13 protein-coding genes are annotated in these 15,019 nt (G+C 62.0%); 8 read left to right on the top strand and 5 right to left on the bottom strand.

Annotated features, from left to right (window positions below; translation table 11 throughout):
* Window positions 1-4: 4 nt before the first annotated feature.
* Together OKC43_RS11400 and OKC43_RS11395 are read left to right on the top strand one after the other, a co-directional pair.
* Window positions 5-1,108, top strand: coding sequence for an EAL and HDOD domain-containing protein (locus OKC43_RS11400; protein WP_005363003.1), 1,104 nt, complete (start codon window positions 5-7; stop codon window positions 1,106-1,108).
* Window positions 1,109-1,173: 65 nt separating this feature from the next.
* Window positions 1,174-1,764, top strand: a complete 591-nt coding sequence (locus OKC43_RS11395) for an HAD family hydrolase (RefSeq protein WP_040066974.1) — start codon at window positions 1,174-1,176, stop codon at window positions 1,762-1,764.
* Between the two features lie 131 nt (window positions 1,765-1,895).
* On the opposite strand, the gene hfq is transcribed toward OKC43_RS11395, so the two are convergent.
* Complete coding sequence (gene hfq, locus OKC43_RS11390; protein ID WP_005335772.1) at window positions 1,896-2,255, bottom strand: RNA chaperone Hfq; 360 nt, start codon at window positions 2,253-2,255, stop codon at window positions 1,896-1,898.
* 176 nt (window positions 2,256-2,431) lie between these two features.
* On the opposite strand from hfq, the gene OKC43_RS11385 reads away from it, so the two are divergent.
* From OKC43_RS11385 to OKC43_RS11375, 3 genes are read left to right on the top strand one after another with little or no spacing between them, the layout of a single operon-like run.
* A complete protein-coding gene (locus tag OKC43_RS11385; protein ID WP_236272711.1) occupies window positions 2,432-3,703 on the top strand; it encodes a paraquat-inducible protein A in 1,272 nt (423 codons plus the stop codon).
* Window positions 3,696-5,345, top strand: a complete 1,650-nt coding sequence (pqiB, locus tag OKC43_RS11380; protein WP_005335774.1) for an intermembrane transport protein PqiB — start codon at window positions 3,696-3,698, stop codon at window positions 5,343-5,345. Before OKC43_RS11385 ends, pqiB begins: the two co-directional genes overlap by 8 nt.
* Window positions 5,342-5,911 (top strand): PqiC family protein, encoded by a 570-nt coding sequence (locus OKC43_RS11375; RefSeq protein WP_236272710.1) that lies wholly within the window; start codon window positions 5,342-5,344, stop codon window positions 5,909-5,911. Before pqiB ends, OKC43_RS11375 begins: the two co-directional genes overlap by 4 nt.
* 126 nt (window positions 5,912-6,037) lie before the next feature.
* Here OKC43_RS11375 and araC read toward each other — a convergent pair whose 3' ends face one another.
* The 4 genes from araC to OKC43_RS11355 all read right to left on the bottom strand — a co-directional run bounded on the left by araC (window position 6,038) and on the right by OKC43_RS11355 (window position 10,699).
* Entirely contained in the window at window positions 6,038-6,949 is a 912-nt protein-coding gene (araC, locus tag OKC43_RS11370) for an arabinose operon transcriptional regulator AraC (RefSeq protein WP_409010836.1), read from the bottom strand.
* Between the two features lie 144 nt (window positions 6,950-7,093).
* Window positions 7,094-8,095: an L-arabinose ABC transporter permease AraH gene (araH, locus tag OKC43_RS11365; protein ID WP_029303215.1), complete on the bottom strand. Its 1,002-nt coding sequence runs from the start codon at window positions 8,093-8,095 to the stop codon at window positions 7,094-7,096.
* A 48-nt stretch (window positions 8,096-8,143) separates the two neighbouring features.
* Window positions 8,144-9,643: an L-arabinose ABC transporter ATP-binding protein AraG gene (gene araG / locus OKC43_RS11360; protein ID WP_042081552.1), complete on the bottom strand. Its 1,500-nt coding sequence runs from the start codon at window positions 9,641-9,643 to the stop codon at window positions 8,144-8,146.
* A gap of 72 nt (window positions 9,644-9,715) precedes the next feature.
* Window positions 9,716-10,699, bottom strand: coding sequence for an arabinose ABC transporter substrate-binding protein (locus OKC43_RS11355; RefSeq protein WP_011705778.1), 984 nt, complete (start codon window positions 10,697-10,699; stop codon window positions 9,716-9,718).
* 361 nt (window positions 10,700-11,060) lie between these two features.
* Here OKC43_RS11355 and OKC43_RS11350 point away from each other — a divergent pair, with 361 nt between their 5' ends.
* From OKC43_RS11350 to araA, 3 genes are read left to right on the top strand one after another with little or no spacing between them, the layout of a single operon-like run.
* A complete protein-coding gene (locus OKC43_RS11350) occupies window positions 11,061-12,752 on the top strand; it encodes a ribulokinase (RefSeq protein WP_270659244.1) in 1,692 nt (563 codons plus the stop codon).
* On the top strand, window positions 12,749-13,447 hold the full coding sequence (locus OKC43_RS11345) for an L-ribulose-5-phosphate 4-epimerase (RefSeq protein ID WP_236272616.1): 699 nt from the start codon (window positions 12,749-12,751) through the stop codon (window positions 13,445-13,447). Before OKC43_RS11350 ends, OKC43_RS11345 begins: the two co-directional genes overlap by 4 nt.
* 15 nt (window positions 13,448-13,462) lie before the next feature.
* The gene (araA, locus tag OKC43_RS11340) at window positions 13,463-14,962 is read left to right on the top strand and encodes an L-arabinose isomerase (protein ID WP_236272615.1); all 1,500 of its coding nucleotides are present in this window, start codon (window positions 13,463-13,465) and stop codon (window positions 14,960-14,962) included.
* Window positions 14,963-15,019 lie beyond the last annotated feature (57 nt).

Here is a 15,019-nt window from a genome sequence, read left to right as displayed (position 1 = left end):
TCCCATGCTGTTGCGTCGCTACCCCATCTTCAATCGTCGCCTGGCTCTGGTGGCCTACGGCATCGACTATCAGCTCAGCTCACCGGCCGAATGGCCTTCACTGGCGCAACATTGCCGCCTGCTGGCGCAGGGGCGTCAATATCTGGTGCCCTTCACCCACGAACAGCTCGATGAACAGCGTCCCATGCTGCTGGATCAGGACGCGATCCCGCTGGTTGAAGCCTCCAGTGAACGCCAGCCCAACTCGTTCCCGGTGCTGGAGCAGTGGCGCGACAGTCGGCGCAGACTGGCGGTACACGGCGCCAACCGGGATCCACGCTGGCTCGGCGCCAGCCGCCTGCTGGTGTACTGGATGGGGGAAGAGGGGATCTGTCAACCCACCGAACACAAGCGGATGGCGCTGAACATCGAAACCTGGGCGGATTTTCTCCCGCTGCGGGAGGCGGGGGTCGACTTCTTTGCCGGCGGCTTTCTCGCCCGTCCCGAGCTGGTCAATCAGCGGGCCAACCAGCCCGATATGGCGCTGGTACAACAGATCCTCCAGCTCATCTGCCACGAAGAGTTCTCCTTCGCCCAGGTAGCCCGCCTGCTGGAGCAGGATGCCTGGCTGCCCGGCCTGCTGCTCACCTACGTCAACGCCCCCGGCTTCGATCATGCCGCCCCCATCACCTCGGTACCCCGCGCCCTCTCCTATCTGGGGGAGCAGGAGATCCGCAAGTTCGTGTTGATCAACGGTCTGGCCCGGGTGAGCCAGCACATGCCGGAGGCCTGCACCCGCATGGCCATCGCCCGCGGCCGCTTCTGCGAGTTGATTGCCCTCACCGCCCTCGGTAAAGCGGAGGCAAGCTGGGCCTTTCTGGTAGGACTGGTGCTCGATGGCTCCCTGCTGTCGGAGCCGCTGATGGCCCACCTGCCCAAGAGCGTGCAGCGCGCCATCGAACTGCACGAAGGGCCACTCTTTCATCTGTTTCAGCTGGTCAGCACCTATGAACAGGGCAACTGGGCCCTGCTGGAACAGCTTGCCCCCAAATATCAACTCGATCCGGCCCAGCTCACCCCCGTCTATTTTCAGTCACAAATGTGGGGGCAAGCGTTTCTCACCAGCTAGGTGATGGCGAGGCGGGGAGCCACTGGCTAGAATGGGTTCCCTTTTTTCAGAGACTGACCCGCACCATGACGCTTTCCGGATTCCAAGGCCTGGTCTTTGACCTTGATGGCACCCTGGTCGACTCCATGCCGCTGCACCTCGCCGCCTGGGAACATACCGCCCGCGAGTTTGGCTTTCACTTCGACGCCGACTGGTTCTATGAGCTGGGTGGCATGCCGAGCCGCAAGATAGCCCTGCTGGTCGCACAGGAGCAGCAGATCCCCCTCGATCCGCTCGAAGTCACCCGCTGCAAGACCGCCCACTATGTGGCCAACCTGCACAAGGCGACCGTCTTTCCGGCCATGCAGGCGCTGGTCGAGCGCTATCATGGCGTCATCCCGATGGGGATCGGCACCGGCTCGCCTCGCGTCAACGCCGAGGCGGTGCTGCGCAACACCGGGCTGGATCGCTACTTCTCTGTGGTGGTCACCGCAGACGATGTGGAGCTGCACAAGCCCAATCCGGACACCTTCCTGCTGGTCGCCAGCAAGCTGGGGGTCGAGCCATCAGGCTGTCTGGTATTTGAAGATACCGGTATCGGGGTACAGGCCGGAGAAGCGGCGGGTATGCAGACCTGCATGGTCAAAGAGGGCAAACCGGTCGGCATAACGGCGTAGTGCGGAAAAAATATCGCCCTGCAAGGGGCGATAACCGGAACCGGCTCTCATACGGGACATGAATGAAAATGAGAGCAGGTTCCGTCAGCCGCTGACGCAGGGCGCATCAACGGGGAGTGCGGGGCAGACGATTACTCGTTGTTGCCGCCGCCCTGATTGTCGTCATAACGACCCGGCGCACCGTGGGGGCGCGGCGCCATGGAGACTCGCGGCTTGCGAGCACGCTGGATGTTCACCTGCGGACGGCCGGTGTGCATGGCGATGGTGGAGATCTTGGCCTTGTAGACCAGCTGCTGGTTACCATGAGCATCGGTCAGCAGCACGCTGTACTGGTCGAACCCGCTGATGGTGCCTTCCAGCTTGATGCCGCTCACCAGAAAAATAGCGACCTGACTGCGGTTCTTGCGCAACCAGTTGAGGGCAGAATCTTGCCCGTTCCCGAGGGAGAAGGCTTGCTCAATCGTGGAGTAGCTGGGGGATTCAGTTGTCATAAATTATTGTCCCGCGGAAAAAAAGTGGCGTTTGATTGTGCTAAATGGGCACTGGCTTGTCAAAGTCATTCTCACTCCCGCCAGCAATAGCGGCCTCCGGGGGCTGGTCGCTGACCAGCACAACTGCGATAATCGCCAGCTCTGGCTCTACCACGGGCCTTATCTGGGGTTTTATCTTGCATCCGGTTTCACACCAACACCACACCACCTATGTCCATGATGCCACTGCCTGCGAAGAGTGTGACCTGCTGATACCGGCCACACCGCTCGAGGTGGGACAGGCCAGCTGCTGCCCCCGTTGCGGACACACCCTGAGTCGCCACCTGCCACAGCAGGAGTTGCGGCCGCTCTCCTACGGGTTCGCGGCACTTATCATGTTCGTGCTCGCCAATGCCTTTACCTTTATGTCCTTCTCGGCCAAAGGGGTGGGTCAGGAGATGACCTTTTTGCAGAGCATCACCACCCTGGTGGATGAGGGCTATCTGTTTCTCGGCGCGGTACTGAGCCTGACCCTGATCGGCCTGCCACTGGTTTATATGGGATCCATCATGCTGGTGCTGTGGCGGGTCGATAAAGATCTGCACAGCAATGCCCTGCGCTCCCTCGGCCGTCTGCTCTGCCGGATCAAACCCTGGCTGATGGTGGATGTCTTTCTGGTGGGGGTGCTCATCTCGCTGGTCAAGCTGATGGGGATGGCCGACATCAAGATGGGGCTGTCATTCTGGGCTTTCGTCGGCTACACGGTGCTGCTCATCAAGATGATCTCCTCGCTGGATCAGATGTGGCTGTGGCAGCGGCTGTTCGGCCCTACCGAGTCGCGGGAGATCGACCCGGAAGCGGGCGCGCTGGAATCAGGCCTGGTGGGCTGCCATATCTGTGGCGCTCTGAGCGAGGTGGGCAGCCACAGCTGCTCCCGCTGCGGCGGCAAGCTGCATGCGCGCAAGCCGGGCGGCCTGAACCGCACCTGGGCGCTGCTGTTTACCTCCGCCATTCTCTACATTCCGGCCAACGTCTATCCCATCATGGATACGGTGTTTCTCGGTGATGACAGCCCCTCCACCATCCTCGGCGGTGTGGTGCTGCTCTGGGCAATGGGCTCCTACCCCATAGCGGCGGTGATCTTTTTCGCCAGCGTGGTGGTGCCGCTGGTGAAAATACTGGCGCTATTCTGGCTTTGCTATATGGTGCAGCGCGGCAATGTCACCTCCCCCCTCGGCAAGCTCAAACTCTATCGCATGACCGAATTTGTCGGACGCTGGTCGATGATCGACGTCTTCGTGGTGGCCATTCTGGCGGGCCTGATCCGGCTCGACAATCTGATGACCATCTATCCCGGCCCTGCGGCCGTCGCATTTGCAGGTGTGGTGCTGATCACCATGGTCGCCGCCATGAGTTTCGACTCCCGCCTGATCTGGGATTTACAACAAGGAGAACGCGAACGTGAGTGAGCGTAAAAAAAGGTGGAAACCGGGCTCTGACTTTCTGAGCTCTGCCGCCGCAATCTGGATGGTGCCCCTGCTGGCGCTGTTCATCGGTCTCTGGATGCTGTTCCAGCACTGGTACTCCCAGGGCCCAAGCTTCACCCTGACAGTCGCCACTGCCGAGGGCATAGTCGCTGGCAAGACGGTGATCCGCTCCCGCGAAGTGGACGTCGGCCGCATCGAGGCCGTCGAGCTGAGCGATGACTACAGCCATGCCGTGCTGAAAGGACGGCTGACCAATGCTGCCTCCGGCATGCTGCGCGGTGACAGCCAGTTCTGGGTGGTCAAGCCCAGAGTGGGCCGTGAAGGGGTATCGGGTCTGAGCACCCTGCTCTCCGGCGCCTATATCGAGCTCGCCCCCGGCAAGAAAGGTCGGGCGCGGGACGAGTACGCCATGCTCGACAAACCGCCGCTCGCCTCCCTCGATGCCAAGGGGCTGCGTCTAACCCTCAGCAGTCGCGACACTCGCGCGCTTGGGGAAGGCTCCCCGATCAACTATCAGGGCTTCACCATAGGTCAGGTGGAAGAGGCGAAGTTCCTGCCGGAAAAGAGCGAGATGCAGTATCAAATCTTCATCCACGCCCCCTATGACATTCTGGTGAGCAGCAACTCCCGCTTCTGGATGACCCCGGGCTTCGAGGTCTCCATGAGCAGCGAGGGGATGAAGGTGAAGATGGATTCGCTGGAGAGCCTGATCGATGGCGGCATCACCATGGGTCTGCCACCCGGCTGGGCGCCTGGCGAACCGGTCAAACAGATGGAAGGGTTCACCCTGTTCCAGGATGAGGCGAGCGTGCTGGCCGGTAGTCTGGATCAGTTCATCGACTACGTCTTCCTGTTCGATGACAACGTGGGTGGCCTGCACCCGGGCGCGGCGGTGCAGTATCGCGGCATTCGGGTCGGTACCGTCATCTCCGCCCCCTACCTCATCGAGGACAAGGGCGTGCAGATCTTCAAAAGCCGCCAGATCCCGGTGCTGGCTCGCATCGAGGTGCAGCGCCTCTCCCACCGCTATGCCAAGGCGGAGAAGGATCAATGGCGAGCCCTGTTCGGCAAGCAGTTCAAGGAGGGGTTGCGTGCCAGCCTCAAGACCTCGAGCCTGCTGACCGGCGGCAAGATCATCGATCTCAACTTCTATCCGGACGCACCACGTTTCGAGCAGGCCAAGCTGGCCGGTTATCAGGTCTTCCCCACCGTGCAGGGCGGGCTGGATCAGATCGAGCGCAAGGTGAACCTCATCCTCGACAAGTTTGTCGACATGGACATGGCAACCACCCTGACCAAGGTCAACGGGTCACTCACCACCCTGGATGGCACCCTGAAGAACATCAGTGCAGTCAGCGCCAACCTGAACAAGCTCACCGCCAAGGATTCCACCCAGCAGCTGCCCGCCTCGCTCAACGAGAGCCTCAAGCAGTTGCAGGAGACCTTGCAGGCCTATGATGCCCAGTCGCAGACCAATCAGGACCTGCGCCAGTCGGTGCAGACCCTCAATCAGTTGATGCGCGAACTGCAGCCGCTGGTGCACTCCCTCAACGAGCAGCCCAGCTCGCTGATCTTCGATCGCGCGCATCCATCGGACCCTGAGCCCAAGCGAGGCAAACAATGAAAAAAGAGATCCTGACGCTGGCCCTGCTGGGCCTGCTGGCGGGTTGCAGCAGCCAGCCAAGTCTGCACTACTACTCGCTCGATGCCGACAACCAGCAACCCGTGACGGCACCTGCCCAACCGCAGCACCAGCTGGTGCTGCGCCCGGTGGCGCTGGCCAGCCAGCTCGACCGGATCAGTCTGGTCTATCAGCTGGAAGGGCAAGAGCTGCACTTCACCGAGTACCATCGCTGGGCCGGTGCGCTGGACGATCAGCTCAACCAGCTCACCCTCAATGGCCTCTCCACCCGCCTGCCAGGCTGGGTGGTGCGGCAGGATGGCGCCCGCAAGGGGCCGGTGCTGACCATTCTGGTGGAGCGCTTTCAGGGCCGTCATGACGGCAGCGCCGTGCTGAGCTGTCGCTGGCGCCTGCTGGCGGAAGATGGCACCGTGCTGCGCGATGCTCCCTTCCGTCAGGAGCGGGTACTGCCGGCCGATGGCTACAACGCGCTGGTGAACGAGCTGGGTCAGGGCTGGCAACAGCTGCTCGACCAAATCGCCGCCGAGGTGCGCCAGAGCGCCAGCTAATCGGCCATCCGCCGATTGCAGAGATAAAAAAACGACGCCAGCTGGCGTCGTTTCACATTGCAGCCCACCGCGAAAGAAAGTGTTGAGTCTATTTTTGAATCTTCGCAATCTAGCTGAAACCTGATGTCATAACGGAGTAGCACATTTCCGATATTCTGAAGGACTGGCCCCCACCCGTTTTTTGAACACTCGCGAGAAATAGAGCTGATCGTCATAGCCTACCTGCTGTCCTATGGTTGCCACCGACAAGGGGGTAGTTTGAAGCAGAAGTTTGGCCCGCATGATCCGCTGATCTTCCCGCCAGCGCACTATGCTCACCCCCACCTGCTCGCGGAACAGGTGGGCCAACCGCGAGGGGGACAAGAAGACCTGCTCCGCCAGCTCCTCCACCGAGATCTCGGCGCAGAGCGACTCGCTCAAGATCTGGCACGCCTGGTGAACTCTGTGATCTATGGTGGGGTAGGCACTGAGGGAGGAAGCCTCGTAACAGCGGATGAGCAGCCGCTCCAGCAGGTTCATGGCGAGCTGCTCCGACATGGGTCTGAGCTGCTGGTGGGTCTCTTCGATGTCGAGGAAGAGGGCGTCAAATTCGGCGAGCAGCTGGCTGTCAGCCAGTTGCAATCGCCCCACCCGCTCCGTCACCTGAGGCCACTTGAGCCAGTCGGCCCAGTAGGCCCGCGGCCGGAAATAGACCCAGCGGTGATACCACTCTCGGGCATCCGGCGCCCGGCCGTAATAGTGCACGGCCGCGGGCGGGAACAGCAGCAGGTCGCCGGGCTCCACGGTGAAGGCATGATCCCCCTGAAAGATCTGCCCCTTGCCCCTGATGGTCAGGTTGACGATGAAACCTTTCATACCCTGGGGCCGGTCGATGATGAAGTCGAGGGCGCTCCCTTGCTCTATGGGGGTCATGCCCGAGACCAGGAAGACGTCGAAGGCATAGCCCGGCAGCAGGGGGTTGAGTTGTTTCGGCTTCTCTTTTTGCATCGAGGACATGGCGGAAAACAGCGCTTGGGTAAAAAAATCGGCTTGGGCCATTGTAAAGACTCACCTTGGGAACGCGCTATCCGGCGCGTGGCGCCGTGTGAAATTGGTGAACTGGCTCACAACGGGATGTGTCGTAAGCCATGGGGTAACCCTCTGCAGGCACGCAGCACGCGGGCCTGCACCGGTTGGACAGGATCAGATGCGCGCCTTGCGGACCTGTTTGTAGCGGTCGAACAGCACGGCGGCGAGCAGGATGAGGCCACGCACCACGTACTGAGCAAACGGGGATATGTTGAGCAGGTTCATGGCGTTCTCCATCAGCCCCAGGATCAGCACCCCGGCGATGATGTAGGAGATCTTGCCGATCCCCCCCTTCATGGAAACCCCTCCCAGCACGCAGGCGGAGATCACCACCAGCTCGAAGCCAATGGAGGTCATCGGCTGACCCGAGGTCATGCGCGAGGCGAGTATGATGCCGGCGATGGAGGCAATCAGCCCGGTCATGGTGAAGATGATGATCTTGGTGCGCACCACGTTGACCCCGGCCAGACGCGCCGCCTCCTCATTGCCCCCCATAGCTAGGGTGTTGCGACCGAAGGTGGTCTTGTTGAGCAGCAGGCCGAACAGCACGAAGCAGACGGCGGTCAGCCAGACCGGGGTCGGGATGCCGAGCAGAGCGGAGTTGCCGAGCTCGAAGAAACGCTCCTCGACGATGCCCACCGCCTTGCCGTCGGAGATGATGTAACCCACCCCGCGCGCCATCTGCATTGTAGCGAGAGTGGTGATAAGGGCGTTGATCTTGAATTTGGCCACCACGATGCCGTTGATGAGGCCAAACAACACCCCCACCGACATGCCGGCCAGGATGCCCACCGTGATGCTCTCGGTGGCGTTGATGCCCACCGCGCAGGCGACGCCGGAGCAGGCAACCACTGAGCCCACCGACATGTCGAACTCGCCGGAGGCGAGGCAGAACAGCATGCCGCAGGCCACCATGCCCGACATAGAGACGGCGAGCCCGAGCCCGCGCATGTTGATCAGGCTGGCGAAGTTGGGTACCAGCACGCAGGCCAGCAGGAACAGGATGGCGAAGATCACCAGCATGCCGTATTGATCCCAGACGCGGGCCAGTTGCAGGCGGGAGCCGCTGGCAGTCGCGGCGCTGGCGGCCTGGCCGACTGAGGTAGTAGTTGTCATGGTATTTCTCCTGATAATTCCGGGTGCTATCTCGTTGCGGTCAGCAGATCAACGGGCCGGCATGGCCAGATTGAGCGCCTTGACCTCGTTGGCCTCATCGTGGGAAAGCTCGCCGGCGATCTCCCCCTCCCGCATGACCATGATCCGGTCCGCGATGCCCAGCACTTCCGGCAGCTCGCTCGATACCACCACCACGGCGATGCCCACCTTGGCCAGATCGTAAATCACGTTGTAAATCTCGTTCTTTGCCCCGACGTCGATGCCGCGGGTCGGCTCGTCGAGCAAGATGACCTTCATGTCCTCGGAGAGCCAGCGCCCCAGAATGGCCTTCTGCTGGTTGCCACCAGAGAGGTTCATGATGGCCTGCTGGGGAGACGGGGTCTTGACCCGCATGTCGCGGATCCGCAGCCTCGCGTTCTCGTCCTCCCACTGCTGGTTGATCCAGAAGCCCCCCCACGCGTGGTGACGGCGGGCACTGATGTTGATGTTCTCCTGCACTGAGTGAATGGGGATGATGCCGAGCGCCTTGCGATCTTCGGTACAGAGCATGATGCCGCTGCGAATGGCGTCGATGGGGCTGCCGATGACCACCGGCTTGCCGAACACCGCTATCTCGCCGCAGTGCATCTTGTTGGCGCCGAAGATGAGCTTCATCAGCTCGCTGCGCCCGGCTCCCACCAGCCCGAAGATGCCGAGGATCTCCCCACGTTTGACCTCGAACGATACCGGTGCCTTGAGCCCTGGTCCCATCAGGTTATCTACCTTGAGGCCCGCCTCGCCGAGCGGCCTTGGGCTGTAGCCATAGATGTCGGTCAGCTCACGCCCCACCATGGTCTTGACCAGCAGATCCCGGTCCACCTCGGCCATGGAGGCGAAGGTGCGCACGAACTGGCCATCCTTGAATACCGTGATGGCATCGCACAGGGCGAAGATCTCGTCCATCCGGTGGGAGACGTAGAGAATGACCTTGCCCTCGTCACGCAGTTGTCGGATGACCCGAAACAGCTGCTCGATCTCGCGGGACGACAGGCTGCTGGTCGGCTCGTCGAAGGCGATGACGCTGGCATCCCGGGTCAAGGCCTTGGCGATCTCCACCATCTGCCACTGCCCCAGCGACAGGTACTTGAGCGGCGTCTCGGGGGAGACATCCATGCCGAGGCGCGCCAGCTGCTTAGCCGCATCCTGATAGAGCTTCTCCCGATCGATGACCCCGCGCCGGGTCGGCAGTTGACCGAGGTAGATGTTCTCGGCCACCGTCATCTCGGGCACCAGGTGCAACTCCTGATAGATGATGGCGATCCCGCTCTCCAGTGCATCGACCGTGCTCTGAAAGACCCGCTCCTGGCCGGCCAGCTTCACCACCCCGGTGGTGGGCGACTGGAAACCGCTCAGGATCTTGAGCAGGGTGGACTTGCCTGCGCCGTTTTCCCCCATCAGCGCGTGCACCGTGCCATGCTGGCAGGAGAAGGAGACGTTCTTCAGCGCCTTGACGCCGGGAAACTCCTTGCTGATGCCACAAAACTCTAGATAAGGAACTGACTGATTCATGTTTCACTCCAGCCGACCGGCATGGCGTGCTTCGCCATGCCGGTCTCGGTGTCAGGGTTTAAATGGCGTCAATCACAGACCTTTCTTCTGCAGCTCGACCTTGAAGTTGTCGCGGGTGATGAGCACCACGTCGGTCACCTCGGTGAACTTGGCCGGTTCGGCGCCGTTGACTACCCAGTCATGGAGCATCTGGATGCTCTTGTAACCGTGCACGTCCGGGCTGGGCAACAGGGAGCCCAAGAAGCCGGTGGCGCTGGACTTGGAGAGCTCGTTCACCGCATCCACCCCGTTGATGCCTATGCCGATGACATTCTCGGCCTTGAAGCCCTGCCCTTCGGTGGCGCGCACGCCGCCCAGCACTGTGTTGTCATTCATGCCGACGATGAGCCAGTTCTTCACCTCGGGGTGCTGCACCAGCATGGAGTTGGCGGCATCCAGCGCCCCCGGAATGTCGTTGGCCTTGGTGGGTGAGCGGTAGATCTGGCCTTCGGGGAAACCGGCGGCCTTGAGCGCGCTCAGGGAACCTTCGACCCGGCGACGGGCAGTGTCGAGCTCGTCGGCGGTGATGGCGAGCACCCCGGTCGCCTTCACGTCCCACTGGCGTTTTTGCATCTCCTTGTAGAGCTCCTGGCCCTGGCGTTCACCAATCTTGGTGGCAGCCATCATCACCAGCGGCACCTGCTCCATGGGCTGGCCCTTGGCGTTGACGAACTGGTCGTCCACCGTGATGACCTTCAGATCCATGCTGTTGGCCTTGGCCATGATGGCGGCCCCGAGCTTGGGATCCGGGGTGCAGATGACGAAGCCCTTGGCGCCGTTGGCCGCCAGGCTGTCGATGGCATTGAGGGTTTTCTCACCATCGGGGACGGCGATCTTGATCACCTCGAAGCCGAGATCCTTGCCCGCCTTGTCGGCGAAGTTCCATTCGGTCTGGAACCATGGCTCCTCCGGCTGCTTGACCAGGTAGCCCAGCTTCAGCGCCTCGGCCGAGAAAGCAGAATTTGCCATACCAAGGGCAAACCCCATTGCGATCATGCTGTTAACGATTTTGTTCATGCGAGTGTCTCCAGGTGTTCTATCAATCCATGTATCCACGCAGTGCTGCTCATTGAGTCAATCAAATCGCAGCCATATAAAAACATGCTTAAACAGTACGTTATTGTTGTTGCTGGTTGAGCGAACCAAGTTGTAATCGTTTTCACATGGAAAAATGGAGAGCAGGATCACGCCATGAAATTGCAGCCGTTTTGTCTATGTTTTCAGCAAAATAATCACATATCCGATCTTCGATGGCCGTCACCCTCTTGCCGGCATAGCGTTTAAATCCATATTTCCAGCAGCCAATGGCTAACTGCCCGTCCGGTCCATCTCCTATGGTTCCTCACCAGTTACCCCTCATTGATGGTCAGGAGCACTTATGTCTGAGCACCCCAGGTCCGAGCAGATCACCATCGGACTCGATTTCGGCAGCGATTCGGTCAGGGCACTCGCCGTGCGCTGCCAGGACGGCGCCGAGCTGGCAACCCAGGTCGTCTATTACCCGCGCTGGCAGGCCGGTCGTTACTGTCAGCCGGTCACCAACCAGTTTCGCCACCACCCCCTCGACTATCTGGAATCCATGGAGCAGGCGGTGGTGGCGGTGGTGAGCCAGCTCACCCCGAGTCAGCGCGCCGCCGTGCGCGGCATCGGGGTGGACAGCACAGGCTCGACACCAGCCCCCATCGATGCGCAGGGGCGTGTGCTGGCCCTGCGTCCGGAATTTGCCGACAACCCCAACGCCATGTTCGTACTGTGGAAGGATCACACCGCCATCGAGGAGGCGGAGGCCATCACGGCGCTGTGCCACGGCGGCCAGTTCCCCGACTACAGCCGCTACATCGGCGGGGTCTACTCCTCCGAGTGGTTCTGGGCCAAGATCCTGCACGTCTCCCGAAGTGACGCGGCGGTGCGCACCGCCGCCTGCAACTGGATCGAGCTGTGCGACTGGGTTCCCGCCATCCTGAGTGGTACCCAGGCCCCGGCCGACATCCGGCGCGGGCGCTGCTCCGCCGGCCACAAGTCTCTCTGGCACCCGAGCTGGGGCGGCCTGCCCCCCGCCGACTTCCTTAATGCCCTGGATCCCCTGCTGACCGAGGATCTCGACTACCCGCTCTTTACCGACAGCTGGACCGCTGATCTGCCGGTCGGCACCCTGACCCCCGAGTGGGCGGAGCGGCTGCATCTCTCCTGCGAGGTGGTGATCGCCGGCGGCGCCTTTGACTGCCACATGGGGGCGGTGGGGGCCGGGGCCAGCAAAAATGCGCTGGTCAAGGTGATCGGTACCTCCACCTGCGACATCCTGATCGCCGACGAGGCCACCATCGGCGATCGGACCATTGCCGGGATTTGTGGCCAGGTGGACGGCAGCGTGGTGCCGGGCATGGTGGGGCTGGAGGCGGGACAATCGGCATTCGGCGACATCTATGCCTGGTATCAGCGCCAGCTCAGCTGGCCGCTGGAGAGCCTCGCCGCCCAGTATCCGGAGCTGCGCACCGCCATCGAGGCCCACAAGCGAGATCTGCTGCCAAGCCTCGCCGCCGCCTGGGAGCAGCAGCGCGATCTGGCCCACCTACCGGTGGTGCTCGACTGGTTCAACGGTCGCCGCACCCCATACGCCAACCAGCGCCTGCAGGGCACCGTCACCGGGCTCAACCTCGGCACCGATGCCCCCGATCTCTTTGGTGCCCTGGTGGCCTCCACCGCCCTCGGGGCTCGCAGCATCATGGAGTGCATGACCCACCAGCAGGTGCCGGTAGAGCAGGTGATCGCCCTTGGCGGCATCGCCCGCAAGTCGGCCACCGTGATGCAGACCTGCGCCGACGTGATGAACAGGCCCATTCAAGTAGTGGCCTCGGATCAGTGCTGCGCCTTGGGGGCTGCCATCTTTGCCGCCGTAGCGGCCGGGATCCACGACGATGTGGCCAAGGCCCAGCGCCACATGGCGAGCGCCGTGGAGCGCACCCACCAGCCTAACCCTGAGCGGGTCGCCGAATACGAACGCCTCTACCAGCGCTATCTTTCCTGGGGCGCCGCCGCCGAGCCGCTCTACAACCGGGGGGTACCGGCATGAACCTCAAGATGCTCAAGGAGCAGGTGCTCGTCGCCAACCTGGATCTGCCGCGCCACGAGCTGGTGACCTTCACCTGGGGCAACGTGAGCGGCATCGACAGAGAGCGCAATTTGGTGGTGATAAAGCCAAGCGGCGTCAGTTACGAGCGGATGCTGCTAGAAGACATGGTGGTGCTGGATCTGGCCGGCAAGCAGGTGGAAGGCACCTTGCGCCCCTCCTCCGACACCGCCACCCACCTGGTGCTCTATCGCGCCTATCCCGAGCTTGGCGGCGTGGTGCACACCCACTCCACCCACGCCACCGCCTGGGCCCAGGCGGGGCGCTCCATCCCCATTTTCGGCACCACCCAGGCCGACTACTTTCACGGCGAAATCCCCTGCTCCCGCCTGCTCACTCCGGGCGAAGTGGAGGAGGATTACGAGGGGCTGACCGGTCATCTCATCGTCGAGACCCTCAAGCAGACCCCCATTCTCACCATGCCGGGGGTGCTGGTGGCCAACCACGGCCCCTTCAGCTGGGGCAAGAGTGCCGAAGACGCGGTGCACAACGCCGTGGTGCTGGAGGAGGTGGCGCGCATGGCCTGGCTCACCGGCCAGATAAACCCGGGGGCACGCCCCCTGCCCGATTACCTGCTGGAGAAGCACTACCAGCGCAAGCATGGCAAGCACGCCTATTACGGCCAGACAAAAGCATAAACAGAGGACACCAAGATGGAATTGATGAAACAGCTGGAAGTGTGGTTCCTGGTCGGCAGCCAGCACCTATATGGCGCCGCCACCCTGAAGCAGGTGGCCGATCACGCCCACACCATCACCAGCCAGCTCAACGAGCGCGCCGGCCTGCCGGTCAAGATCGTGCTCAAACCCACCGGCACCACCCTAGACGAGATAAACGCGGTAGCCCGCGATGCCAATCACGACCAGCACTGCATCGGGCTCATGGTGTGGATGCACACCTTCTCCCCCGCCAAGATGTGGATCCCGGCACTCAGCCAGTTGCAAAAACCCCTGTTGCAGTTCCACACCCAGTTCAACCGGGATCTACCGTGGAGCGAAATCGACATGGACTTCATGAACCTGAACCAGACCGCCCACGGCGGCCGCGAGTTCGGTTTCATGGGGGCCCGGCTGCGGCTGCCGCGCACCGTGGTAGTCGGCCACTGGCAGGATGAAGAGGCCCACCGCAAGCTGGGCAACTGGATGCGGGTCGTCGCCGCCATTCACGACAGTCGCCACCTGAAGATCGCCCGCTTTGGCGACAACATGCGCAACGTGGCGGTCACCGAGGGCGACAAGATTGAGGCCCAGATCCAGTTCGGCTATCAGGTGAACTACCACCCGGTCGGCGATCTGGTGAAGGTGATCGACGCCATTCCCGCAAGCGACATCGAGGCGCTGCTGGTCGAATACGAAGAAACCTATACCCTCACTGAGGCGGTGCAAGCGGGCGGGCCTCTGCGCGCCTCCCTCTATGAGGCGGCGCGCCAGGAGCTGGGGATGAAGAAATTCCTCACCGACGGCGGTTTTGGCGCCTTTACCACCACCTTTGAAGACCTTCACGGCCTGCACCAGCTGCCGGGGCTCGCCTGCCAGCGCCTGATGCAGCAAGGCTTCGGTTTCGGCGCGGAAGGGGACTGGAAGACCGCGGCCCTGCTGCGCACCCTCAAGGTGATGGGGGCCGGTCTTGTGGGCGGCACCTCCTTCATGGAGGACTACACCTACCACCTGGAGGCAGGCAACAACCTGGTGCTGGGGGCCCACATGCTGGAGGTGTGCCCCTCCATCGCCGCCGGTAAACCCGTGCTGGATGCCCAGCATCTGGGCATAGGCAAGAAGGCCGACCCGGCACGCCTGCTGTTTGCCGCCCCCGCCGGCAAGGCGGTCAACGCCAGCCTGATCGATCTGGGCAACCGCTTCCGGCTGGTGGTCAATCAGCTGGAAGTGGTGGACTTGCCAGAAGCCATGCCCAAACTGCCGGTGGCGAGCGCCCTGTGGCAGCCCATGCCGGACCTGCAGACCAGTGCCGAGGCCTGGATCCTGGCCGGGGCCGCCCACCACTCTGTATTCACCCAATCGGTGGACATAGCGCAGCTGCGCACCTTCGCCGACATCATGGGTATCGAGTTCGTGGTGATTGACGAGCACACTCGCATCCCCGAGCTCAAGCAGACGCTGCTGTGGAATGAGGTGTACTACAAAGTGTGCAACTAATTAACCACTGGATGACTCACGATTTGTCACAGTGGATCTCTGCCCATATAAAAAAAC

It is taken from the genome of Aeromonas sp. Y289-2 (genome assembly GCF_027705925.1).
GTDB classification, from domain to species: Bacteria; Pseudomonadota; Gammaproteobacteria; order Enterobacterales; family Aeromonadaceae; genus Aeromonas; species Aeromonas veronii.
This window is presented reverse-complemented; position numbering and strand designations above follow the sequence as displayed.

Bases quoted from the DNA above. Each gene is read 5' to 3' on its own strand.
- OKC43_RS11395 (WP_040066974.1), top strand. From the start codon at position 1,174: ATGACGCTTTCCGGATTCCAAGGCCTGGTCTTTGACCTTGATGGCACC.
- OKC43_RS11350 (WP_270659244.1), top strand. From the start codon at position 11,061: ATGTCTGAGCACCCCAGGTCCGAGCAGATCACCATCGGACTCGATTTC.
- OKC43_RS11375 (WP_236272710.1), top strand. From the start codon at position 5,342: ATGAAAAAAGAGATCCTGACGCTGGCCCTGCTGGGCCTGCTGGCGGGT.
- araA (WP_236272615.1), top strand. From the start codon at position 13,463: ATGGAATTGATGAAACAGCTGGAAGTGTGGTTCCTGGTCGGCAGCCAG.
- OKC43_RS11400 (WP_005363003.1), top strand. From the start codon at position 5: ATGCTGTTGCGTCGCTACCCCATCTTCAATCGTCGCCTGGCTCTGGTG.
- araH (WP_029303215.1), bottom strand. From the start codon at position 8,095: ATGACAACTACTACCTCAGTCGGCCAGGCCGCCAGCGCCGCGACTGCC.
- araC (WP_409010836.1), bottom strand. From the start codon at position 6,949: ATGGCCCAAGCCGATTTTTTTACCCAAGCGCTGTTTTCCGCCATGTCC.
- OKC43_RS11355 (WP_011705778.1), bottom strand. From the start codon at position 10,699: ATGAACAAAATCGTTAACAGCATGATCGCAATGGGGTTTGCCCTTGGT.
- OKC43_RS11345 (WP_236272616.1), top strand. From the start codon at position 12,749: ATGAACCTCAAGATGCTCAAGGAGCAGGTGCTCGTCGCCAACCTGGAT.
- araG (WP_042081552.1), bottom strand. From the start codon at position 9,643: ATGAATCAGTCAGTTCCTTATCTAGAGTTTTGTGGCATCAGCAAGGAG.
- hfq (WP_005335772.1), bottom strand. From the start codon at position 2,255: ATGACAACTGAATCCCCCAGCTACTCCACGATTGAGCAAGCCTTCTCC.